This is a genomic window from Mycobacterium sp. IDUB_36, from assembly GCF_055419225.1.
Map to the genome: position 1 here is coordinate 1,015,787 of NZ_JBVAXH010000001.1, position 21,449 is coordinate 1,037,235.

The 21,449-nt window shown below is 65.1% G+C and carries 25 protein-coding genes; 9 read left to right on the forward strand and 16 right to left on the reverse strand.

Annotated elements, in window-relative coordinates; all coding sequences use genetic code 11:
* Positions 1–3: 3 nt before the first annotated feature.
* Positions 4–870: an amidohydrolase family protein gene (locus ACZYW1_RS04950; protein WP_463783766.1), complete on the reverse strand. Its 867-nt coding sequence runs from the start codon at positions 868–870 to the stop codon at positions 4–6.
* 229 nt (positions 871–1,099) lie between these two features.
* On the opposite strand from ACZYW1_RS04950, the gene ACZYW1_RS04955 reads away from it, so the two are divergent.
* Positions 1,100–1,666, forward strand: coding sequence for a TetR family transcriptional regulator (locus tag ACZYW1_RS04955; protein WP_463783768.1), 567 nt, complete (start codon positions 1,100–1,102; stop codon positions 1,664–1,666).
* A 29-nt stretch (positions 1,667–1,695) separates the two neighbouring features.
* Here ACZYW1_RS04955 and ACZYW1_RS04960 read toward each other — a convergent pair whose 3' ends face one another.
* The 5 genes from ACZYW1_RS04960 to ACZYW1_RS04980 form a co-directional block, all read right to left on the reverse strand.
* Complete coding sequence (locus tag ACZYW1_RS04960) at positions 1,696–1,920, reverse strand: hypothetical protein (protein ID WP_463783769.1); 225 nt, start codon at positions 1,918–1,920, stop codon at positions 1,696–1,698.
* 7 nt (positions 1,921–1,927) lie between these two features.
* On the reverse strand, positions 1,928–2,449 hold the full coding sequence (mug, locus tag ACZYW1_RS04965; RefSeq protein WP_463783770.1) for a G/U mismatch-specific DNA glycosylase: 522 nt from the start codon (positions 2,447–2,449) through the stop codon (positions 1,928–1,930).
* Between the two features lie 57 nt (positions 2,450–2,506).
* On the reverse strand, positions 2,507–2,959 hold the full coding sequence (locus tag ACZYW1_RS04970) for a DUF5078 domain-containing protein (RefSeq protein ID WP_463787685.1): 453 nt from the start codon (positions 2,957–2,959) through the stop codon (positions 2,507–2,509).
* Positions 2,960–3,081: 122 nt separating this feature from the next.
* Complete coding sequence (locus ACZYW1_RS04975) at positions 3,082–3,492, reverse strand: hypothetical protein (RefSeq protein ID WP_463783772.1); 411 nt, start codon at positions 3,490–3,492, stop codon at positions 3,082–3,084.
* A gap of 143 nt (positions 3,493–3,635) precedes the next feature.
* Entirely contained in the window at positions 3,636–5,588 is a 1,953-nt protein-coding gene (locus ACZYW1_RS04980; protein ID WP_463783774.1) for a serine/threonine-protein kinase, read from the reverse strand.
* A 280-nt stretch (positions 5,589–5,868) separates the two neighbouring features.
* Here ACZYW1_RS04980 and ACZYW1_RS04985 point away from each other — a divergent pair, with 280 nt between their 5' ends.
* Positions 5,869–6,276, forward strand: coding sequence for a nuclear transport factor 2 family protein (locus ACZYW1_RS04985; RefSeq protein WP_463783776.1), 408 nt, complete (start codon positions 5,869–5,871; stop codon positions 6,274–6,276).
* Between the two features lie 41 nt (positions 6,277–6,317).
* Here the strand turns inward: ACZYW1_RS04985 and ACZYW1_RS04990 are convergent, their stop codons facing one another.
* On the reverse strand, positions 6,318–6,911 hold the full coding sequence (locus ACZYW1_RS04990; protein WP_463783777.1) for a TetR/AcrR family transcriptional regulator: 594 nt from the start codon (positions 6,909–6,911) through the stop codon (positions 6,318–6,320).
* A gap of 211 nt (positions 6,912–7,122) precedes the next feature.
* Here ACZYW1_RS04990 and ACZYW1_RS04995 point away from each other — a divergent pair, with 211 nt between their 5' ends.
* The 4 genes from ACZYW1_RS04995 to ACZYW1_RS05010 are packed head-to-tail and all read left to right on the forward strand — an operon-like array spanning position 7,123 to position 9,514.
* The gene (locus tag ACZYW1_RS04995) at positions 7,123–7,827 is read left to right on the forward strand and encodes a hypothetical protein (protein ID WP_463783779.1); all 705 of its coding nucleotides are present in this window, start codon (positions 7,123–7,125) and stop codon (positions 7,825–7,827) included.
* Complete coding sequence (locus ACZYW1_RS05000; protein ID WP_463783781.1) at positions 7,824–8,624, forward strand: hypothetical protein; 801 nt, start codon at positions 7,824–7,826, stop codon at positions 8,622–8,624. Before ACZYW1_RS04995 ends, ACZYW1_RS05000 begins: the two co-directional genes overlap by 4 nt.
* On the forward strand, positions 8,621–9,232 hold the full coding sequence (locus tag ACZYW1_RS05005) for a cytochrome c oxidase subunit 3 (RefSeq protein ID WP_463783782.1): 612 nt from the start codon (positions 8,621–8,623) through the stop codon (positions 9,230–9,232). Before ACZYW1_RS05000 ends, ACZYW1_RS05005 begins: the two co-directional genes overlap by 4 nt.
* A 3-nt stretch (positions 9,233–9,235) precedes the next feature.
* The gene (locus tag ACZYW1_RS05010) at positions 9,236–9,514 is read left to right on the forward strand and encodes a cytochrome C oxidase subunit IV family protein (protein ID WP_463783784.1); all 279 of its coding nucleotides are present in this window, start codon (positions 9,236–9,238) and stop codon (positions 9,512–9,514) included.
* A gap of 8 nt (positions 9,515–9,522) precedes the next feature.
* Here the strand turns inward: ACZYW1_RS05010 and fadD1 are convergent, their stop codons facing one another.
* Together fadD1 and ACZYW1_RS05020 are read right to left on the reverse strand one after the other, a co-directional pair.
* Positions 9,523–11,139, reverse strand: coding sequence for a fatty-acid--CoA ligase FadD1 (gene fadD1 / locus ACZYW1_RS05015; RefSeq protein ID WP_463783785.1), 1,617 nt, complete (start codon positions 11,137–11,139; stop codon positions 9,523–9,525).
* Positions 11,108–12,760, reverse strand: coding sequence for a flavin-containing monooxygenase (locus ACZYW1_RS05020; protein WP_463783786.1), 1,653 nt, complete (start codon positions 12,758–12,760; stop codon positions 11,108–11,110). Before ACZYW1_RS05020 ends, fadD1 begins: the two co-directional genes overlap by 32 nt.
* Before the next feature lie 149 nt (positions 12,761–12,909).
* Here ACZYW1_RS05020 and ACZYW1_RS05025 point away from each other — a divergent pair, with 149 nt between their 5' ends.
* Positions 12,910–13,530, forward strand: a complete 621-nt coding sequence (locus ACZYW1_RS05025; protein ID WP_463783788.1) for a PadR family transcriptional regulator — start codon at positions 12,910–12,912, stop codon at positions 13,528–13,530.
* Between the two features lie 3 nt (positions 13,531–13,533).
* Here the strand turns inward: ACZYW1_RS05025 and ACZYW1_RS05030 are convergent, their stop codons facing one another.
* From ACZYW1_RS05030 to ACZYW1_RS05055, 6 genes are read right to left on the reverse strand one after another with little or no spacing between them, the layout of a single operon-like run.
* A complete protein-coding gene (locus tag ACZYW1_RS05030; RefSeq protein ID WP_463783790.1) occupies positions 13,534–13,941 on the reverse strand; it encodes a Zn-ribbon domain-containing OB-fold protein in 408 nt (135 codons plus the stop codon).
* A gap of 1 nt (position 13,942) precedes the next feature.
* A complete protein-coding gene (locus ACZYW1_RS05035) occupies positions 13,943–15,142 on the reverse strand; it encodes a thiolase family protein (RefSeq protein ID WP_463783792.1) in 1,200 nt (399 codons plus the stop codon).
* Positions 15,142–15,582, reverse strand: a complete 441-nt coding sequence (locus tag ACZYW1_RS05040) for a MaoC family dehydratase (RefSeq protein WP_463783794.1) — start codon at positions 15,580–15,582, stop codon at positions 15,142–15,144. The genes ACZYW1_RS05035 and ACZYW1_RS05040 overlap by 1 nt, the downstream gene beginning before the upstream one ends.
* A 10-nt stretch (positions 15,583–15,592) precedes the next feature.
* Positions 15,593–16,093 (reverse strand): MaoC family dehydratase, encoded by a 501-nt coding sequence (locus tag ACZYW1_RS05045; protein WP_463783796.1) that lies wholly within the window; start codon positions 16,091–16,093, stop codon positions 15,593–15,595.
* Positions 16,090–17,160 carry an acyl-CoA dehydrogenase family protein gene (locus ACZYW1_RS05050; protein ID WP_463787687.1) on the reverse strand — a complete coding sequence of 357 codons (1,071 nt, stop codon included), beginning with the start codon at positions 17,158–17,160 and terminating at the stop codon, positions 16,090–16,092. Before ACZYW1_RS05050 ends, ACZYW1_RS05045 begins: the two co-directional genes overlap by 4 nt.
* Before the next feature lie 5 nt (positions 17,161–17,165).
* Positions 17,166–18,344, reverse strand: coding sequence for an acyl-CoA dehydrogenase family protein (locus ACZYW1_RS05055; RefSeq protein WP_463783798.1), 1,179 nt, complete (start codon positions 18,342–18,344; stop codon positions 17,166–17,168).
* A gap of 128 nt (positions 18,345–18,472) precedes the next feature.
* Between ACZYW1_RS05055 and ACZYW1_RS05060 the strand changes: the two genes are divergently transcribed.
* Both ACZYW1_RS05060 and ACZYW1_RS05065 read left to right on the forward strand, forming a co-directional pair.
* Positions 18,473–19,726: a cytochrome P450 gene (locus ACZYW1_RS05060; RefSeq protein ID WP_463783800.1), complete on the forward strand. Its 1,254-nt coding sequence runs from the start codon at positions 18,473–18,475 to the stop codon at positions 19,724–19,726.
* A gap of 93 nt (positions 19,727–19,819) precedes the next feature.
* Positions 19,820–20,986 (forward strand): DUF3060 domain-containing protein, encoded by a 1,167-nt coding sequence (locus tag ACZYW1_RS05065; RefSeq protein ID WP_463783801.1) that lies wholly within the window; start codon positions 19,820–19,822, stop codon positions 20,984–20,986.
* Between the two features lie 80 nt (positions 20,987–21,066).
* On the opposite strand, the gene ACZYW1_RS05070 is transcribed toward ACZYW1_RS05065, so the two are convergent.
* Positions 21,067–21,381, reverse strand: a complete 315-nt coding sequence (locus tag ACZYW1_RS05070; protein ID WP_463783803.1) for a putative quinol monooxygenase — start codon at positions 21,379–21,381, stop codon at positions 21,067–21,069.
* Positions 21,382–21,449: the final 68 nt, after the last annotated feature.

Genomic DNA, 21,449 nt, shown 5'->3' on the forward strand with positions numbered 1-21,449 from the left:
CGATCAGCCTTCGAGCCCGAGAATGCGGGCTGCGTTGCCGTACAGGAATTTCGGCCAGACCTCGTCCTTGAGCGGGACGTTGGGCAGGTCGCGGAAGATGCGCTCCAGGGACAGGCCCATCGGAAAATATCCGGCGTAGAGAATCTTGTCGGCGCCCCGGGTATTCGCGTAGTCGATGATGGCCTTCGGGTAGTACTTGGGCGCGAACGCCGACGTCGAGTAGTACAGGTTGGGCCATTTCAACATGAGCTTGACGGCGAGGTCCTCCCACGGTTCGCAGCCGTGCCGGGTGACGAATACCAAGTCGGGAAAGTCGAACATCACCACGTCGATGCGTGCGACTTCCTGGCACGCGAAAGGTACACGCGGACCGGGGATGCCGGCGCAGACGAAGATCGGGAGCCCCAGGTCGACGCAGGTCGCGTAGATCGGATACATCTTCGGGTCGTCGATGGGCACCTGCGGAAATGTGCCGGCCGGAAAGACCGACGTCGCGCGGATCCCGAATTGCTCGTAGTCGCGACGGATCGCATTCACCGACCCCATGACGTCGTTGGGGTCCACCAGCGCTCCGGAAGGCACGAAGCGATCGGGGAAAGTCTTGAGCGCCAACTGCGCAGAATCTTCGCCGACCCCGATCATGGCCTTCTCGATACCGAACCGGTCCATCTGCTGAAGTACCAGTGACACCGGGTCGTCCGTCGGCAGGCCCTGCGGGACGTCTTTGAACATGTACTCCACCGGGAACTCGAAATCCTCTTTGGATTCGGCGTCTTTGGTCTGCTTCCGGATGAAGTCGTACTGGGCGGAACCCTCGTGCGGGAACCCGATCATCGTGTCGATCACGGGCAGACCCACCGGTCCGGGCATGACTCCTCCGATCGCACTGAGTTTCGCGAGCGCATCGCGCGGAACCAATATTGAAACACGGTTCTACCAAAGTCAACATTGAAAAGACGCACTAGCTGCGATAATGTGGCCGGACTTCTCAGCAGCGCGGACTCTGATGAGAAACTTGTTCTCTCTGTCACGAGCCGGAGGTCGACCCGTCAACATTCCTGTCGCACGGCCGGACACCACCGTCCTCGCACTGACGGACATGACCAGCCGTCAGTTGATACGGCGAGCCAACATCATCGAAGCCGTCATCGATCTCATTGCCGAACTGGGCGCCGATGCGGTGCAGATGCGGGACGTGTCCAAGCGTTCCGGGGTGGCGCTGGCCACCCTCTACCGCTACTTCAACTCCAAGGACTATCTGCTCGCCGCCGCCCTCGAGGACTGGCAGAAGCGGCTGACCCGCCGCATCCTGGCCTCACGCGCGAGCGACCCGGACCAGGATCCGCTTCCCGGCGTCCTCGACTACCTCCGCCGTGCCCAGCGGGCATTTCACCGCAACCCCAACATGACCGCGCTGATGTTCCAGATGACGACGTCGGCAGATCGCCAAGCCGTCACGACGATCGAGCACATGAATCGCACCAACACGGAGATGTTCAATCGGCTGCTGGAAGGTGTTGCGCCCGATGATGTTCCGAACGTCACCTTCGGGCTCAACGCCGCGCTGAGCAGTTCGATCGGCGGAGTGCTGGCGGGAATGATGACGTTGGAGGAGTCGCTCGGTCGGGTCGAGTGGGTTGCCCGCGTACTACTAGCCGATCGCTAGGCGGCACGACTGCCGCAGCAAGGCATGCGTTACTTGATACCTAGCTGATTGCACTCCAGAACGAACAGTTCGGTCGGCGGATCCGTCCCGTGACGGTGCAGGTCCTGGCCCTCAGTGGTCGAGTAGAAGTGGTCTGATTGGGCTTTGACGCAACGCTCGAGCTTCTTGTGGCCGGAGTTGTACCAGGCCCACACCACCGACACGATGACGACCACTGTCACGGCTACCGGGAGGAATGCGGCTCGTCTATTCATGTCGTGGTCAAGGGTACTCGGGCCGCAGAAGTGCCTGACGCAGCTCGCTGTACGCGTTGACGAGTTGGTCGAGGGAGAACCCGATGTTCAAACCGCTCGGATTTGGTAGCACCCATGCTTGCGCTCCGGCGAAGCCCGGCTGATAGCGACCCCAGGCGACATCCGATGTGCCGAGCATGCAAGCCAGTGCTCGCTTGCCCAAGAAAGCGACCGCCCGCGGCGTGTAGCAGCGAATCTTCGCCTCGAATTCGGGTTGCGCGCTTCGGAACTCAGCGGGCGAGACCTCACTGGCCGCCCGCGTGGGTCGCCTGACCACCGCGGTGACCCCGCACCCGTAGTCGAGTAGCCGATGCTGATCGGCGGGCTGAAGGCGAACATCGGTGAAGCCGGCCAAGTGCAGTACCGGCCAGAAACGGTTGTTGCGGTGCGAGAAGTTGTAACCGTCGTGGACCGCGCTGGCGGCGAGATTCAGACCGCAGAAGACCACATCAAGTCCATCGGCCAGGATGTCCGGCTCGAACTCAGGCATGGTCGCGTGTCTGCCGGGGCCTAGATCCGTTGCCGCATAGCGTATTCGCCACGCAAATCAGCCTCCATCGATCCAACCCCACACAGACATGTCCCCGCGCGGATACTCCGCACAGACGTCGGTCGCTTTCGCCACGACGCCTTTGTTGTTGAAGAAGATCTTGGCCCAGTTCCCCCAGTGGGTGGCCACCTGCTCGTAGTAGACGTTGGTTGCGGTGTCCTCCGAATATTGGCGACGGCCCGCCGGGTCGAGTGAGAAAAACCAGTGGATCCGATCGACGGCCGACTGCTGAACGTCAGCAGGACGGTGGCTCTTGTCGCGCATGTACCGGTCGAAATACACCGGACTGGTATCGCGGGTAGCGGCGAGATACTGCTCGGCGTCACAGGAAGTCTCGATGATACGGCGAGGTACCGGAAAATCCTCTGTCGAGTCCGCCATCGCGGGCGCGGCGAATAGTGTTGCGGCCACCGCGAATAACGGCAACCAGGTTGCAGCCCGACGAACCATCTGCGCCATCGACCCTCCATGGCTTTCAGCGTGACAATGCTGCGAGCCACAACCGCGGGCCGAAATAGATTATTTCCCGGCGGCGGAATCGGGCCGGCGGGACGTCGTTTCGAGATGGAGGGTCAGGCACCCTTGTGTTCTGCGCGGCCAAACGTCCAGGCGATGATCTCGTCCAGGCGTACGCGCAGCTCGTCATGCCTGGCGACCTCGCCGTCAGGCTGCCGGTAGGCGACTTTCGACAGGTGAACGTAGTCGTGCGACCGGCAGGTGCCGTCCGCCTTCTGGGAGTCTGCACCGTTGCCGGTGGACCCCGGCCGCCGGTGATCGATACCGACGGTCTGCAGGTAGTGCAGCACCTTCTGGTCGTAGTACCAGCACGGCTCGATGCTCCCGCTGACACTTGCCGACGCGAGGTACAGGGTCACGTCCACCGCCCGACCGGGTGCCGGCGGATTTGCCTCAACGGCGTCGATCACCAGGTGAAGCTTGTGATCCGTCACGGTGTGCGTGATGCCGGTTTCGACTGCAGTCACGTTGGCTCCCTGTACGCCTGCGATCGCCGCGATCGGCGAGCTCCTGACGCGGAGAATAACTCAGATAGGGGCAGGGCCGTCGTCCGGATTCCAGGGCATAAGCACTGTTCACCTGCCGTTTAGGTTCTCGGCATGCGTCGTCGTCAATCGCCGGTGCGGGTGAAAGTCGTCTCGTAGTCGTGGGTAGCCGTGCAGCCGCCGGAGATATCGACATGCTCCGCGAGCTTCCAGACGCTGATCGGATCCTGCGGCGGTTGCGGCATCGCCCCTTCGATGGACCACTCGTTGTGCTGCGGGCTGCCGTTCTTGCACTTGGTGTCCTTGACCGAGTGCCTCGTCCACTTGCCATCGGCGAAGAGGAACTGCCGGGACGAGCCGTCTGCGGTGTCGGTGAAGTGGGAGAGGCAACGGCTGCCGTCTCGGAGACACTCGGTTCCGGCCACATAGTCCTCGGGCTTGCTCGCCGGGTTGGTCGATTCCGAGTGATAGTGGCCAAATAAAGCTGCTGCGGGCGATACCACCCGCGGCGGCTGCGGAACTGGGTCGGCGACCAGACCTCGATCGGCAGCACCGGTCCGGGTGAAGGTGACCGGCGCTCGGCGACCGCATCCCGACTCGCCAACAGTGCTGTAGGTACCGGTGAATCTGTCGGATTTGCCCTTCACCGAGAACATCACCCAGCGGGGGCTCGGCTCGCTGCCTTTGCATTCGGTCGCGGAGTCACCCTCGGCCACCGCCAACCACTCGCCGTCGACGTAGTCGAAGATCAGAGCCGAAGTGTAGCCGCCAGCACCCACCATCGACGCCGTTGCGACGCAACGCTTTCCGTGACAGGCGGACCGCACCACCCAGGTTTGGTCCGGCGTGTCACCCTCCTTCGACTTTCCCAAAAAGTTCGTTCGCGCACCGAACTTCGCCGTGAAGACGCCGTCGAAAGTCGGGCCGGCCGGCGGGAGAGGTGCCGGCGGACGCGCCTTGGCCTTGTCCGCCGAACCGCTGCCTCTGCCCAGAGTCACCCACAGCACTCCGGCCACCAGCGCGACGACGACCACCGCTATCAGCGCGATGATGCGCGGCTGAGCGATCTTGCTGCGCTTGGGTTCTGCTGACATCAACCCCTGTGCGTGCGGCGGTCCGGCGGGTGTGGTGTATCCCGGCGTGCGGTACTGCGTCGCGTCGCCCGCCGGTCCACCCCACGAGTTGTCGAACCGCGGGGGCGGCGTCATGCTCGCCACGGCGGTCGCCCTCGATCCGAACTCCGCGGCGTGCGGAGGTGGCGACGCTTGACGCGAGATAGCCGTGTGTGCGGCCGCGCTCAGTTCCACGGCTGTGGAGTATCGCCGGTCGGGGTCTTTGGCCATCCCGCGGGCGATGACCTCGTCGATCGCTTGGGGCAAGGTGTTCTGGACCGCTGAAGGCCGGGGTGGTGGAGTCGACAGGTGACCGGCCACCTGCTGTTCGACGCTGTCCCCGGGGAAGGGCCGCTCGCCGGTAAGAGTCTGGTGCAGAACACATGTCAGCGCGTAGACGTCCGAGCGCGCGTCCGGCCGACCCGCGCCGAACCGTTCGGGCGCCATGTAGGCCCAGGTACCGATTGCCGATCCGGTCGCGGTCAGCCCTGTCTCGCCGATCGTTCGCGCGATCCCGAAGTCGATCAAGTAGGCGAAGTCGGAGTTGGTCACCAAGACGTTGGAAGGCTTCACGTCGCGGTGCACGAGACCAGCCGCGTGCGCCGCCTGCAACGCCGACGCCACCTGCTCGATGATCTTGACCGCGCGGGTCGGCTCCAGCGGACCCTCGCTTAGCAGCGCCTCCAAGTCGCGGCCCTCGATCAGGCGCATGTCCACGTAGAGACGACCGTCGATCTCACCGAAGTTGTGGATCGGCACGATGTGCGGTTCGTATAGACCGGCCGCCAGCTGCGCCTCCCGGCGGAACCGCTCCTGAAACACGCTGTCGTCGGCCAGGTGTGAAGGCAGCAACTTCAGCGCGACGACGCGATTCGTGGCGGTGTCGTGAGCCCGCCAGACCTCACCCATGCCGCCGCGGCCCAGCAACGTTTGCAACGTGTATCGCCCGAACGGCCTGCCCTCCACCGAACCTCCCCGCAACTGCTCAGCAAACGCTCAGCTGCATCACCTTAACCGTTGGTAGCGCTCTCAACAGGGTGTCGCCGATTCCAGCCGCAGCTTCCGCGGGGGCGGCCCTGCCGGCGACCGGGAGCAAACTCCGCGCACCCCATACTCATGCCGCTTCACGTGCAGCGATGCAGGCCACGTGAGTAGTATTTGAAAACAATATGAGCTTTGCCGCGCCGCCCGAGTGGTCGCGACGAGCCGGATGCCACCCTGGCGATCGGCGGAAGGACCAGCCCCCGTGTTCAGCGGCCCACTGGAAGATCGCCTCGCTATCCGCGAGCGGTTCGATGCCTACAGTGACGCGGTCACCCGCCAAGACCTCGATGACTATCTGAACTGCTGGACCGACGACGGGACGCGGTCAGGCGAGGGCGGTGAGTGCGAGGGTATTGGAGCATTGCGGACTCATTGGCACGGAATTTGGAAAGCGCTGTCCCAGATGGCGTTCGTGACTCAGATCGGCGCTATCGCGGTAGCAGGGACCACGGCGACGGCTCGGTCGTACTGCCTGGAGACCTTGCGGTTCCGGGATGGCAGCACTCGCCAACTCGTCGGCGCGTACGACGACGAGCTCCGTCGCGTCGATGGGGTGTGGCGATTCAGTACGCGCCGCTACCGGGTGCTCATCGACGACACCGGCACGTGAGCCGGCCGAAAACCCCTGTCCAGAAGCCTGATTCGGTCGGATCAGCGATCTTCGCGCTGCAGGCTGCGGAGCGTACTCTTCACGAATTTGGCCAGCACCTCGTCGCGCTCGGCACCTGTCTCGCGGGCGCTGGTGAGTAAGGCGTAAAGGCCCAACAAGAAGAATGCGGCGCTGTGATAGGCGTCCACATCGTCGTACAGCACGCCGCGGACCCGCGAGCGTTCGATCTCGGCGGCGAGTAGGACGAATGTCGGATGCTTAGTCCATTTGTCGTCTTCCGGACGTGCCGGCGAGAAGTACAAGCTGATCACATCGCGGAACAGCGCTGCGCCCCACTGATTTTCGAGCTCCACGACCAGCCGGATGATCTCGTACAGGACTGCCGACAGGTCGCGACGCACATCGAGGAATCGACTCAGTTTCTCCGCGAGATAATCCTCGTCGCGGCCGATCAACTCCAGCAGCACATGTTCCTTGCTGGGAAAGTGGAAGTAGAACGTGCTCCGCGCTACCCCGGCGGCCTCCACGATCGCGTTGATGTCGGCCGAGCCGGTGCCGGCGCGCTGGAATTCCACAATCGCGGCGTCGAGAACCCGCGCCCGCGTCTTTCGGCGCTGCGCCTCCCGGCTCGTCACACTCTCCCGCACCTCGTCATTGTGCAACAACGAACGCTTTCACCGACAGATGTCACTGACATTGGCCCCACTGTGCATGATGGCCCGGCAGCGAGCTCGGGATTTCATTGTCATTTGTCAGCCAACGTGCTACATCTGAAGGACACCTGCGACGTCTCCTCCAGGCATGTCGTGGGCCGACTGCAGCCGGCGCGAGGCAGGAGCGATATCGATGAACACTCGGGGTCAACGCATCCTGCTGTGGACTGCACCCCCGGCCGTCGCGCTGTTCGCGCTTGCCTACGTTCTGTTCCCGGTCTTCTCGCCGCCGCTGTCACCGATGCTGACACCCGAGCAGGTTGCGGCGTTCTTCAGGAACAACACGACCGGAATATTGGGAGTGGCGATCCTGTGCAACTTGATCGCCTGTTCCCTTGTGCCGCTTTTTGCGGTGACGGCTGTGCAGATCTCCCGCGTCGCCACCTCCAGCACCGTCCTGACTTACGCCTACATCATCTGCGTCGGTGTCGGAACCACCGGCTTCATCCTCGCCGACTATTGCTGGGGCATGGCCGCTTTCAGGCCTGACCGTGACCCGCAGTTGATCAGCTTGCTCAATGACATGGCGTGGTTCTTCTTCATCGCACCGGTGGGCACGATCATGGTGCAGAATCTCTGTTTCGCGCTGAGCGTCTATCTCGACGGTCGAGCTGATCCGGTGTTTCCGCGCTGGGTGGCTCACTTCAACGTCGCGACGGTTGCACTACTGGCACCGAGCGCCTTCTCCATTCTCTGTAAGAGCGGACCCCTCGCCTGGAACGGCGGGCTCTCATTCACCCTGCGGCTGAGCACCTTTGCGATCTACATCGTTGTGATGTTCGCGGTTCTCCTGCGAGCCGTGCACCGCCAGGGTGACGAGCAGGTGGTGCTGGTATGAGCAGCGGCGTTGCCACCGAACCCGCGCCCGCCGCCGGGCCAACCCGGTCGTGGCGCGAGAATCCGAAACTCGATCAGTGGATCGCCTTTTGGACCGTGCCGTTCTTCTTCAGCGTATTCGGATTGGTCTTTGTGCCGCTGAGCTGGATGATGCCGCCACGCTCGCCGAGCGCCTCCACTCCACACATTCTCGACTTCATGCACTCGCACAACTTGCTCGTCGCATGCACGATCCTCACTCTCTCTTACGGTTTGGCGCCGGTGTCGAACGCGGTGTACCTCACCCAGATCAAGCGGATGTCGGTGAGCCCGGTATTCCGCTACTCATTCATGATCGGCGCCATCACCGGGGCCATCGTCGGAATGCTGTTACCGATGTTCTGCTTCGGTCTCGGCGCCTTCCGAACCGGTTATCGGCCGGCGGTTCAGGCGATGCTCTACGACTTCGGCTACCTGGCGTTCATCGGGTCGTTGGGCTGCTTCTGCGTCATGTGGATGGCATTCGGACTCGCGATCATCCTCGACGACAACAACGTTCTGCCGAAGTGGCTGGGCTATTACACGGTGTGGCAGTACGTGACCGAACTGATCGCCGCACCGGTGTGGATCGCCAAATCCGGGCCCTTCGCCTGGAACGGCATCATGACGTTCTGGTTCGCCATGGTGCTTTATGTCTCCTGGCAAATGATCGTCTACGTCTGTATCTTCCGGGCCATCAAGAACCAGCCCGAGTCCGAACTCGACAACGCCGCAACGGATCTGACCGCATCGTCGTCCGACGCTCGGGCGATTGCATGACCGACGTTGCCGCGGAGTCCCCCGCCGGCGTCGACCCGTCGCGGCGGGATGCCACGGTCAAAGACCACGTACCCGGCGAGTCGAGCATGTGGTTCTTCGTCATCGGCGACCTGCTCATCTTCGGCGTCTACTTCGTCGTGTACATGTTCTACCGAGGACAGAATCACGACCAGTTCCTGCAGAGCCAAGCGCTGCTCAACCTGGACATCGGCGCCGTCAACACTGTCATGCTCCTGACGAGTTCACTGTTCGTCGCGCTCGGTGTGGCCGCGGCGCGGGCCGGGGACACCGCGGATGCGTTGCGGCGCTTCGGTGTTGCTGTCGCTTTCGGTGCAGCTTTCCCGCTGCTCAAACTGTTCGAATGGATCCCTGAAATCAGTGACGGTCTGACGCCGGGCAAAAACCTGTTCTTCATGTACTACTTCGTGATGACCGGTATGCATCTCTGCCACGTGCTACTCGGTCTGGTCATCCTGGGATTCATCATCCGCAACCTGAAAACATCGGCGACACCCAAGATCTCGTTCATCGAGACCGGTGCCACCTACTGGCACATGGTCGACGTCCTGTGGCTGGTCTTGTTCGCCCTGCTCTACTTGATGAGGTAGACGATGACGTCACTGATCCGCAACCCCCTGACCATCGTCTGGGCGCTGCTCACCACCGTCACCCTGGTGTCGTGGTTGGTCGCCCGCGACGGTGGCGCGGCGCATCAACTCAATACCTCGGTGACCGTGATCGTGCTGTTGATCGCGGCGGTGAAAACCACTCTGGTGATCAGCCATTTCATGGAGGTCCGACGTGCACCGGTGTGGCTGAAGGCCACCACGGGCGGATGGGTGCTGGTGCTCTTCGCGCTGCTGTTGGGCGTCTACTTCGCCGGCCAGTGACGGCGTGGTCAGGAGTCGGCCGCCGACAGCTCCCTGCTGCCGACGTCATCGGCCACTGCCGCGTAGGTGGTTCCGCGGTCCTGGCGCACCCACAGGACTCCGTCGCCGCCCGATACTCCCTCGGTGATCAGGCTGCGCTTGAGGACCTTGTTGGTCGCGGTCTGTGGCAGCACGCGGTTGATCCGCACGTACTTCGGCCAGGCCTTCGGCGACAGGTCCGGTTGCGCGGCAAGGAACGTCGTGAGCTCAGCCGGCGTCAGCGTGTGCCCGGCGTTGAGGACGAGTGCCGCCATCACCTGATCACCCACCCGCGGGTCGGGCACCGCGTACACCACGGCCTGGTTGAGTCGTTCGTGGCGCAGCAGGATGCGCTCTATCGGTGCGGCAGCCAGGTTCTCGCCGTCGACCCGCATCCAATCGCTGGTGCGTCCAGCAAGGTAGATCCAGCCGTCGGTGTCGCGGTAGGCGAGATCGCCGGACCAGTACATACCGTGGCGCATGCGCTCATTGGTTGCGTCGGGATCGTTGTAGTAGCCGCCGAACGCACCGCCGCCCGTGGTGTTGACCAGTTCCCCGACGGCGTCGTCGAAGTTTGCCAGTGCACCGTTGTCGTCGAATACCGCTGTGGCGCACTCGGTCACGGACTCGGGGTGGTAGACGGCGACACCCTCCCAGCCCTTGCCGATCGAACCCGGTGGAGTGCCGTCCTCGCGAACCACGATGACCGCGAACTCGCTCGAGCCGAACCCGTCCATGACGCGGCAACCGAAACGGCGGGCGAACTCGTCGATGTCGCGGTCGGCGGCCTCGTTGCCGAACGCGACGCGCAGCGGGTTGTCGGTGTCGTCCGGTCGTTCCGGAGTACCCAGCACCAGCGCCAATGGCTTGCCGACGTAGTTCATGTAGGTGGCGCCGTAGCGACGGACCTCGTCGAGGAAGCGTGAGGCAGAGAACTTCGCCGGGACCATCGTCGCCCCGCTGCAGACCGCGACCGACCAACCGCCCGCCACCCCGTTGGAATGGAACAGCGGCATCGACAGGTAGCACACGTCGTCCGGGGTGACGTCCAGTTGCAGCACCAGACTGCTTCCGCTGAGCACCGCCATCACGTGTGCGAACGGAACCGCCTTGGGATTGCCGGTGGTGCCCGAGGTGAAGATCAGCAGCAGCGGATCGGTGGCGACCGCCTCGCGGTGCGGCACCAGTGCCGGCGCGGAACCCACCGCATCGAGATAGGTCGGCGACGTCACGTCGAGCACCGTGACACCGGTGAGGTCGAGTCCGTCCAGCAGCGGTCGATGGTCCGGATTGACCAGCAGCAGTTGACAATCGGAGCGACGGATGTCGGCGAGGAGTCCCGCCCCGCGACGGGTGGTGTTGATGCCGCACAGGACATACCCGCCCAGCGCGGCGGCCGCCATCGACCTCAGCATGGCCGGTGTGTTGCCCAGCAGTACCCCGACGTGCAGCGGCCGCGCCGGGTCGGCCATTCCGATCATCGCCGACGCCTCGGCGGCGGCCTCGGCCAGGTGTTCGCGCCAGGTCCACGTCCGGTCGTCGTAACGCACGGCGACGGTGTCGTCGTGAGCGCGGTCACGCAGGATTTGCTGGATGGTCTCGCGCACCGGGCGCCTCCTTGTCTGTGGATGTGAACACCAGTCCGGGATAGTCGTTTTCGGCGGCGTCGTCGCAGTGGCCGCGATAGGTTCCGAACCCGCCGACGTAGGGCATGAAGACCCGCTTCTTGCCGTCGATGTTGGCGCCCAGATACCACGACGAGTCCGCGCGGACGAACAACGTGTTCTCGGCCGCCTCGGCGACGTGCCGGGTCCACTCATCGGCGGCTTCGCGGCTAGTCTCCACCTGGTCGGCCCCCTTCGCGCGCACCGCGTTGATCAACGCGAACACCCAGTCCACCTGGACCTCGGCATGCAGCACCATGTTGGCCAACACCGACGGACTGCCCGGCCCGCTGAGACTGAACAGGTTGGGCAGCTGGGGAATCATCAGGCCGAGAAAGGTCATCGGGCCGTCCGCCCACAGCTGACTGAGTCGGTGGCCGTCGGGGCCGACGGGATCGATGCGGCTGAGCGCACCCGTCATCGCGTCGAAGCCCGTCGCGAAAACGAGTGCGTCGCAGGGGTACTCACAGTTCTCGGTGCGCACCGAGTCTTCGGTGACGCCGACGATCGGATCGCGGCGCAGGTTGACCAGACTGACGTGGTCGCGGTTGAACGACTGGTAGTAGCCGGTGTCGGTGCAGATCCGCTTGGTGCCGATCGGATGGTCGACCGGGATCAGGTCGTCGGCCACCACCGGATCGGTGACCAGTTCCCTGATCCGCGCCTCGGCGAACTCCCGCGCGACATCGTTGGCGGCCATGTCGGTCAGTTGGTCGGGGAACGTTTTGCTGAACAGCACTCCGCCCTGAGACCACCGTTGCCGCAAAGCTTCTGCGCGTTCATCGGGACCGGTCTCGGCGGCGGACTTCGTCTGACTGGTGTGCGGGGTGCCGGCGGGCGCGTAGGCCGATCGCCGGCGGCGTTCCGCATAACCCGCCTTGAGCCGTCGAACGTCGTCGTCGGTCCACGGCCGATTCGGCATCGGCACGCTGTAATTCGGCGAACGCTGGAACACCGTCAGGGATGCCGCAGCGTCAGCCAGCATCGGCGCCACCTGGATGCCGGACGATCCGGTGCCGACGAGCCCGACGTGCTTCCCGCTGAAGTCCGGTGCCATCTCCGGCCAGGCGGCGGTGTAGTAGACCTCGCCGGTGAACTTCTCGACGCCCGGCAGGGCGGGCCGGTTGACCGCGGACAGACACCCGGTGGCGCACAGCAGGAAGTCTGCTCGATGCCGCGCACCGGTCGAGGTGTGCACCTCCCACGACGCCGAGTCGGCGTCGAATGCGGCGGCGGTGACCGTGGCGCCGAAAGCGTAGTGGCGGCGGAGGTCGAACCGGTCGGCGACGTGCTCGAGGTAGGCCAGGATCTCGGGTTGGCCCGCGAAACGCTCGGTCCAGGTCCACTCCTGCTGGAGGTCGTCGTCGAACGAGTAGGAATAGTCGACGCTTTCGACGTCGCACCGCGCTCCCGGATACCGGTTCCAGTACCACGTTCCGCCGACACCGTCGGCTGCCTCGATGCCGAGAACCGACAGGCCGGCCGTCACGGCGCGATGCACCGCGTACAGGCCGGCAAAGCCTGCGCCGATGACGATCACGTCGTGACCGGCCCCCGCCGTCACGATGCGCGCTCTATGGCGGCCATCCGCTGCATCGCTGCTACCCCGTCGTTCATGGGCTCCTCGTTGGTGATGATCTGTTTCTATCAGGAATAGAGACGCGGTCGCACGGTATTGCCGGCATCGAGTGCACGCTGTTCTAGGGTGTCGCCATGGCCGACGATCGCGCCGACCCGCAGAACCGGCTGCGGCCCACCAGCTACGCGGTGCTGGGACTGCTGTCCTTCGGCCAGGAACTCTCCGGGTTCGACATGAAGCGCTGGGCCGACTGGAGTCTCAAGTTCTTCTACTGGGCGCCGTCCTTCAGCCAGATCTACGGCGAGCTGCACAAATTGGAGACTCTGGGGCTCGTCGCCTCGCGGTTGGACGACAGCAAACACCCGCAGCGCAAGCGCGGCGAGCGCGAGAAGCGGGTCTACCGCATCACGCCGAAAGGTGAGCGGGCGGTGACCGCGTGGACCACCGAAGCCGAGCCGGAGCCCGCCGTGCTCAAGCACGGCATCATGCTGCGAACGTGGTTGGGCCACACCGCGGATCCGGCCAAGCTGCGCGAGATGGTGCTCGCGCACCGCACGCAATCGGAGCGCATGCGGGTGCTGGCCCTCGACCACGCCGAGGGCGCCGCACCGGTGGCGGAGTGGTCCTACCCCGTGGCGGTGCTGAACTGGTCCGCCCAGTACTACGCCGACGAATGCGCGCGTGCGGACACACTTCTCGCCGAATTGGATCGGCTTGCCGCCCAACGCAAACGCAAGAAGAAGCCGAAGGCGTGAACCTCACGCGGGCCGGTAGCGCAACAGCGTGACGTCCTCGCCCGGCACGTCGTAAAAGACCGGGACGACGCGCATGCCGATGCGGATGTCCGAGCGCTCCACCTCGACGAGCTCGGTGCTCACGCGGGGTCCCACATCCCACTCGACGACCGCGAGCAACTGCGGCAGGGCGTCGGCCCACGGCGGTCCCGTCGGACGGTCGGCGACGGTGTAGGTGAACAACGTTCCCGCACCGTCGATCTCGCGCCATTCCAGATCGTCGGCGAGAGTGCCGGGAGCGAGCGTCCTGGGGTAGAACACATAGCGCCCCGACGACGGGCTGTACTGGATCTCGATGCGGTGTTGTCGCAGCGCCTGCCAGAACGGAGCAGACACCGGCGTCGGTTCGGGCAGCGGCATGGGCTCGGACATGTCAGTCGCCCTCCAGTACCAGCGCGACCTGCTCGCTCATGATCCCGCCGGTGCCGGTGACGAATGCGACGTCGCAGCCGGCGACCTGGGCCGCGGCGCTGCGCCCCATCACTTGGCGGGCCCCGTCGACGACGTGGTGCATGCCCCCGGCCATGCCGGCCTGCCCGAAGGACAACTGCCCGCCCGCGGTGTTCAACGGGAAGTCGCCGCCGAAGGTCAGATCACGGTCGTTGACCCACTTCGCGCCCTCACCCTTGGGGCAGAATCCGGCATCCTCGAGGCTCATCAGGACGGTGATCGTGTAGCAGTCGTAGATCGATGCGACGTCGACCTCGGACGGGGTGCGGCCGGCCATCGCGAACGCTCGTGCGGACGAGCGGGCCACCGGGGTGAGCATCAGGTCGTCGGCGTAGGTGGGTGTCTTGAACGAGATGTGCTCCCCGAATCCCTTGACCCACACCGGACGATGCCGTGACCGCGCGGCCAGGTCTGCGTTGACGATCAGCACGCCCGCGCCGCCCTGCACCCGCATCACGGTCTCCAGCATGTGGATGGGCTCGGCGATCATCGGACTGGCCAGCACGTCCTCGACGGTCAGCGGTTTTCCGTGGAACACCGCGTCGGGATGGGCGCAGGCATTGGTGCGCTGGTCGACGGCGATCTTGGCCAGCGCAGCCGGGTCGTAGCCGTAGAGGGCGGCGTAACGCTGAGCGATCTGGGCGTAGGGCGCGTTCTGGCCGACGTTGCCGTACGGGATCTCGTACTCGGCCTGGGGCGATCCGAACTTGTTGCTCGACGCGCCGTACCACGCAGGCGGGATGGCGGGTCGGCGCTGGGACTGCGGGAGCACGGTCGAGCCGGGCACGACGGCGAGCACCGCGTCGCAGAGACCCAACTCCACCGCGACGGCTGCCCGCCACACCATCCCCGCCGATGTGGCGCCGCCGAGGTCGACCCGCTCGCCGAAATCGATGGGCAGGCCCAGGTATTCACTCAGGGTGGCCGGCGCGAACATGTCGGACTCCGCGATGCCGTGGCAGACGAGCCCGTTGATCACCGAGCCGTCCAGGCCCGCGTCCTCGATCACCATCGCGGCCAAGGCGGCGTACTGGTCGATGGTGAACTGCGCGGGACGGGTTTGCTTTCGCTGCGCGGGCAGTTCGGCGATACCGACGATGGCGGCGGTGCCGTGCAACGACATCAGGACGGCTCGCTTCGCACGGGCAGTGCCACGGTCGCGGTGCCCGGCATCAGCACGGTCTCGCCGCGTCGCCCGGCGATCTCGACCTCGACCAGACCGATTCCGTTCTCAACCCTTTTGGCGGTGACCACTCCCCCGAACGTCAACTCCTCACCGGGGTAGGCCACCGCCCGGTTCTGCACGGAGTAGCGGACCAGCCGGCCACGTCCGCCGATCCAATCCGTGACCGCGCGGGCCAGCAGCGCCGACTGCAGCGGCCCCTGCACCAGCACGTCGTCGTACCCCTCGACATTCGTGGCCCAATCCTTGTCGTAGTGGATGCGGTGGCCGTTGTAGGTGGCGGCACTGAAGAAGAACATCTGCGTCGCGTCGACGGTGACCAGCAGCGGACGGATCTCGTCGCCGGGTTGGACGTCGTCGTAGTACAGCTGGGCGGTCACGCGCACCTCCTCACGGCCGGGCGATCATCGACGTGGTGGCTTCGGCCACCAACTGGCCGAGCTGGTTCTGGTAGGTGGTGCGCCACGTCACCAGCACGAAACGTCCTGATTTGCCCTGCTTTTCGACAATCGATTCGATCGTGCGCACCATCTCCACCTCGTCGCGGTGGTAGCAGGGCAGGTGGAAGGTGGTCGACTCGCCGCCGGCCATCCGCCGAGGAGCCAGCGGAAACGCCAGGCCCCCGGAGACCGCCCCGGACGACCCGTCGCGGCGCAGGCTGTCCAATGACGCGACACCGAGCACCGCGTACTGAAGGTAAAGCGGTGGGCAGATCACGTCGACGTAGCCGTTGGCGCGCGCATAGTCGGCGTCGAACCAGAGCGGGTTATGGTCGCCCACCGCCGCGGCCCAACGTTGCCACTGCAGGCGATCCACGTCGCCGATCGCGCGCGCTGCCACGCTTCCCACCCGCGCGGCGGTGTCGGCGTCGATCAGACTGTCGTCGCTCACGAGTCCTCCCCCTCCAGCCAGGTCGCGGCGATGTCAGCACCGCCACCGAGTGTCGAAAACACCCGCGCCCGTTCGGAGTAACGATGCAGGTCGGTGTCGACGACGTAGCCCGCGCCACCATGTAGCTGATGCGCATCGAGGGTGATCAGCTTCGCGGCTTCGGCCGCGTGCATACGAGCCACCGCCGTTTGACGTGTTGCGACGTCTCCGTCTTCGAGCACCGACAACGCCGCCCGCGCCGCGAGCCGAGCGGCGGCGAGCGCGATGTGCATGTTCGCGACGAGATGCTGCGCGGCCTGGAACGACGCGATCGGGCGGCCGAACTGTTGCCGCAGCAACGTGTAGTCGACCGTACGCTGCAGCGCCGCCTCCCCGACACCGACGAGGTCGAGCGACAGCAGCGTCGTCGCCGTATTGGCGAGCCGCCGCAGTTGCTCGTTCGATACCCCGCCGTCGGCGGTCAGGACGGAATTCCCGTCCACCCGGACGCCGTCGAAGTGCAGGCACGCCGCGGTCTGGCCACCCATCAGGGTCGCCGGCTCCTTGCGCAGCGACTCCGAATTGGGCACCACGGCAACGACATTACGCCCAGTGGTCGCGTCACCGCCCGAGACGACGACGAAGTCGGCGCGCTCGGCGTCGAGTACGAAATCGACGCGGCCGCTGAGTATCCAGTCGGCGCCGGCCGGCTCGGCGCGCAGCGTCGGCGTGACGAGACTCGCGTCGACCGGCGACCACAACGCCGTTGTGGCACTTGACTTTCCGGACGCCAGCAACGGCAACAGGGTGGCGCGCTGCTCAGCGGTACCCAGCGCATCGACGGCCATGCCCGCCAGGATGGTGCCGTGCACGATCACCGGGCACAGGCCGCGTCCGGCCTCGACGCAGAAGATCCCCAGATCGGTGAGGCGTCCGCCCGAGCCACCGTACTGCTCCGGCAGCACCAGGCCGAGGACGCCCGACGCGGCCAGCGACTCCCACTGCGCAGTCGCGTCCTGGTTGACCGCGAACAACCGGCGCAGGGTCGCCGCGAAGTCCCGTTCGTCATCGTCGGGCAGGAGTCGGATGCCGATCACCGCCCGTAGGAGGGCATACCGTGGCCCCGTTGTGCGATGACGTCACGCAGGACCTCGTTGGTGCCGCCGCCGAACCTCATCAGCGGAGCGGCCCGGTAGAGCCTCTCGAAGATGCCGCCCGCGGGAGCACCGGGCGAGCGGTGCGCCAGCAGGCCGTCGGGACCGAGCAGGTCGATCGCCAGATCGGCGATCCGCTGGCGCAGTTCGCTGGTGAAGATCTTCTCGACACTGACCTCTACGGTGGGGACGATTCCGGTGTCGAGCAACGACGCCGCTTCCACACCCATCAGCGTCGCCACGTCGACGTCGGCCTCGGCTTGCACGAGACGCCGCGCGAATGAGCGGTTTTCGAGGGGAACCGAGCCGTCCCGGCGCGCTGTCCGGGCTGACCTCTGCAGTTCGTCGAGGGCCCGCCGGAGGTCACCGGCGTTGGTCAGGGCACCGCGTTCCAGGTCAAGAGCACCGGTGATGTAGGTCCACCCCCGGTTCTCCTCCCCGATCAGATTCGTTGCAGGAACGCGGACATCGCGGAAGAACACCTCGTTGGTGCGGTAGCCCGACCACGCCGTCAGCGGTCGGATCTCGATTCCCGGGGAGTCCAGCGGCACGATGATCACCGAGATCCCGCGGTGCCGTCGAGCGTCGGGATCGGTTCGCACGCAGAGCCATTCGTGGGTGCTTCGCTGCGCACCGCTGTTCCAGATCTTGGCCCCGTTGATCACCCACTGATCGCCGTCACGGACGGCGCGGGTGCGCAGGCTGGCCAGGTCCGTCCCGGCGTCCGGCTCCGAATACCCGACCGCGCAGGTCAATTCGCCTGCGGCGATCGGTGGCAGGAACTCACGCTTGTTCTGTTCGGTGCCGTGCCGCATGATCATCGGCGCCACCGAGGTGACCGTGAGATCGGGCCCTGGCACGCCCCGGTACTCGAACTCGCGCATCAACAGGTGCTGATGCATTGCGCCGAGGCCGAGCCCGCCGTACTCCTGGGACCAGGTGACGCCGAACCAGCCCTTCTCGCCCACCCTGCGCCGAAATGCGGAGACCTCGCCGCCGATCCGTTCGAGGCCGTGTTCGGCGAGTTCGGCCTCCAGGGCCGGCGTGACGTTGTCGGCCAGGAACGTCCGCACCTCGTCGACCCAGGCCCGCTGCGCCGCGTCGAGACCGACATCCACAAGCGCTGAGCTTAATCTTGGCTCCACGGCCGAGGGACTCTTTCGAAAAGAAAGAGTTCTCGGCAAACCACCCATGGCGGGCGGGTGGGAGTGTGATCCTGTCAGGAGCACCGAACCGAGGAGCTCCGATGGCCGCACCTGAACTGCCTGCCGGGTTCGATTTCACGGACCCCGACGTCTATGCGGAGCGGCTACCCGTCGACGAACTCGCCGAGTTGCGCCGCGCGGCTCCCGTCTGGTGGAACGAGCAACGCAGCGGTGCCGAGGCGTTCGGCGACCAGGGGTACTGGCTGGTCACCCGCCATCGGGACGTGCGTGCGGCGTCATTGCGTGACGACGTCTTCTCCAGCGCCGCGAACTGCATCGTGCCGCGCTACCCCGACGAGCAGTCGGGCCGAGGCCAGATCGAGGCGGGCCGCTTCTCGATGATCAACATGGATGCGCCGCAGCACAGCCGGTTGCGAAAGATCATCTCCCGCGGATTCACACCACGTGCCGTCGAGCGGCTGCGCGACGGCCTGAGCGAGGCGGCCCGCGACATCGTGGCGAGGGCGACGGCCGCGGGCACCGGTGACTTCGTCCAGCAGGTCGCCTCCGAGCTGCCGATGCACGCCATCACCAATCTGCTCGGCGTCCCGGACGAGGACCGGATGAAGCTGTTCCACTGGACCAACGAGATGGTCGGCGACGAGGATCCCGAGTTCGCGGAGTCGCAGGCGTTGATGTCGGCCGGAGAACTGGTGTTCTACGGAATGCGTTTGGCCGCATACAAAGCCGACAACCCGGGCGACGACATCGTCACGAAGTTGATCAAGGCGGACATCGACGGCCAGAAACTCACCGACGAGGAATTCGGCTTGTTCATGATCACCCTGACCGTGGCCGGCAACGAGACCACCCGCAACTCGATCACCCAGGGCATGATGGCGTTCCTCGACCACCCCGAGCAGTGGGAGCTGTTCAAGAAGGAACGACCCCACACCACGGCCGACGAGATCATCCGGTGGGCCACGCCGGTCACGTCGTTTCAACGGACCGCTCTCGTCGACGTGGAACTCGGTGGGGTGCAGATCAAAAAGGGGCAGCGCGTCGTGCTGGCCTACCGATCGGCCAACTTCGACGACGAGGTCTTCGACGAGCCCTTTCGATTCGACATCCTGCGAAATCCCAACCCGCACGTGAGCTTCGGCGGGACCGGTGCGCACTACTGCGTCGGCGCGAACCTGGCCCGGTTGACCGTCAACCTCATGTTCTGCGCGCTGGCCGACGCCGTGCCCGACCTGAAGGCGCTCGCCGAGCCGGAGCGACTGCGGTCGGGTTGGCTGAACGGCATCAAACACTGGCAGGTCGATTACTCGGGAGGGTGTCCCGTCCGACACTGAGCGAGGGCGGTCCGATAGGTGCTGCAGGCGCATCAGTGCGTCGCGGGGAAGTAAGGCTGTGTAGTCGTTACTAGCGTGGGAGCATCTGTGCTCATGGACTCGCCGGGGGATGCCGAAAAGCGGATCGCCGATCTCGAACGTCAGCTCGATCAGCAGCGACGCATCAACGAGTTGGAGCACCAGCTCGACCAAGCGCGGACCGCGTCCCCGCCCTCGAACTCCGGGGCCGAGGTCTATGATCTTCTGAGTTCGTTGCGCAGGCTCGGATCGGCCGGCCGGCCACCCTCCAGCGCGAGTCCGCCAGTCGGCGCACCGGTCGACGCAATGCTCAGCGCTGCACCACGTTCGGTGCCTCTACGGTTCGTCCTGGCGGAAGTCTTGCCCTTCCGGTGGTGGTACATCACCGTGATGTTTGTCGTCGCCGTGCCGGCAGCGATCGTCTGGGCAACCGCGCCGAGGGCGGCCCTTCCCGCCGCCAGTCTCACCGTTGTCTTCATCTACGCATGGCAACTCAAGGGCACCCGCTCCCGACTGCAACTACTCAAATGGGGCCGGGTCGCCACGGTCACCAGAACCGAGATCGCCTCGAGGGCAAGCTATTACGGCGGGGTTACCTGGTACAACGCACCGCTACCGGTGGCCAATGGGTGGCGGGTAGCCCGACCGCTGTGGAGCGGACCGAGCACCACGACCAGGATTCAGTACACCCTCGATGACTATCAGGGCGAGCTGAGCGTACGAGGCCGCGAGTACGTCGACGGGGTCATCCTGGCCGACCAACGCCACCCCGACCGGGCCCGTTGTGTCACGTTCTTTCCCTACGACCTAGACCGCGACGACAACGGAAATTGGATCGGCCGACTGCGGCCCCGCCTGGTGTCAGGCATGGTCGTGTGGCTGATCATCCTCATCGGCTGGTTCAGCGCCGCCATGGCGATCACCACCGGCTACGCCACCCGCGCGCTACACAATGCCCAGACGGTCACCGTGGACGCCGACGCCTCGGCCCTCATCACCGGCAGTAGCCTCACCCGACAGGCCACCTGCGACCACGGCCACCTCACCGTCAACGGCAACCAGAACGTCGTCACCGTCGCTGGCCATTGCACCAGCCTGACCGTCACCGGCATCAAGAACACCGTCACCATCGACGCTGTGGACAGCGTCTCGATTGCCGGCATCGACAACCACGTCGTGTACCACTCCGGTCAATCCACCATCGCCGATAGCGGCATCGGCAACAGCGCCACCCGCGGCTGAACGATGCGCAACCCAACCCACAGCACTTGCGAGACCGGATGTGATCGAATGCGGACCTCGTCGATCTCCCGCTTCCGTCATCAGCTTTGGTAGTCAGAACCAACTTTGGCCCCCAACAGGTCGACAGGCGCGATGATCGGAGGGCGGTCGAAGAGTTCCGCGTTGGCCTCGAGAGCCCTGCGCACCTCACCGTGCAAGTGGGTTTGACGATCAGCCTCGGTGTCGAAGGTGTCGAAGATGCCGAACGTGGTTTCATCGATACGGAATCCGAACCACTGCTTGGTGCCAAGTTCGGCGTGTACGAGTCGTTCGGCGGTCTTGAGGAACGCGGCGACCTCCTCCTCGCTCCCCGATTTGGCGTGCAGCGTGACGAAGAAACCTCGCGTTGGCGACATGCAATTCTCCTTGCCGTAGTTGGGTGAGTGACATGTCTTGGATGCGCCCAAGCTAGACCGACGAGTAC

Excerpts from the sequence above, each read along its gene's own strand:
- ACZYW1_RS04950 (WP_463783766.1), bottom strand. The coding sequence starts at position 870 with ATGCCCGGACCGGTGGGTCTGCCCGTGATCGACACGATGATCGGGTTC.
- ACZYW1_RS04955 (WP_463783768.1), top strand. The coding sequence starts at position 1,100 with ATGACCAGCCGTCAGTTGATACGGCGAGCCAACATCATCGAAGCCGTC.
- ACZYW1_RS04960 (WP_463783769.1), bottom strand. The coding sequence starts at position 1,920 with ATGAATAGACGAGCCGCATTCCTCCCGGTAGCCGTGACAGTGGTCGTC.
- mug (WP_463783770.1), bottom strand. The coding sequence starts at position 2,449 with ATGCCTGAGTTCGAGCCGGACATCCTGGCCGATGGACTTGATGTGGTC.
- ACZYW1_RS04970 (WP_463787685.1), bottom strand. The coding sequence starts at position 2,959 with ATGGTTCGTCGGGCTGCAACCTGGTTGCCGTTATTCGCGGTGGCCGCA.
- ACZYW1_RS04995 (WP_463783779.1), top strand. The coding sequence starts at position 7,123 with ATGAACACTCGGGGTCAACGCATCCTGCTGTGGACTGCACCCCCGGCC.
- ACZYW1_RS05000 (WP_463783781.1), top strand. The coding sequence starts at position 7,824 with ATGAGCAGCGGCGTTGCCACCGAACCCGCGCCCGCCGCCGGGCCAACC.
- ACZYW1_RS05005 (WP_463783782.1), top strand. The coding sequence starts at position 8,621 with ATGACCGACGTTGCCGCGGAGTCCCCCGCCGGCGTCGACCCGTCGCGG.
- ACZYW1_RS05010 (WP_463783784.1), top strand. The coding sequence starts at position 9,236 with ATGACGTCACTGATCCGCAACCCCCTGACCATCGTCTGGGCGCTGCTC.
- ACZYW1_RS05025 (WP_463783788.1), top strand. The coding sequence starts at position 12,910 with ATGGCCGACGATCGCGCCGACCCGCAGAACCGGCTGCGGCCCACCAGC.
- ACZYW1_RS05030 (WP_463783790.1), bottom strand. The coding sequence starts at position 13,941 with ATGTCCGAGCCCATGCCGCTGCCCGAACCGACGCCGGTGTCTGCTCCG.
- ACZYW1_RS05035 (WP_463783792.1), bottom strand. The coding sequence starts at position 15,142 with ATGTCGTTGCACGGCACCGCCGCCATCGTCGGTATCGCCGAACTGCCC.
- ACZYW1_RS05060 (WP_463783800.1), top strand. The coding sequence starts at position 18,473 with ATGGCCGCACCTGAACTGCCTGCCGGGTTCGATTTCACGGACCCCGAC.
- ACZYW1_RS05065 (WP_463783801.1), top strand. The coding sequence starts at position 19,820 with ATGGACTCGCCGGGGGATGCCGAAAAGCGGATCGCCGATCTCGAACGT.
- ACZYW1_RS05070 (WP_463783803.1), bottom strand. The coding sequence starts at position 21,381 with ATGTCGCCAACGCGAGGTTTCTTCGTCACGCTGCACGCCAAATCGGGG.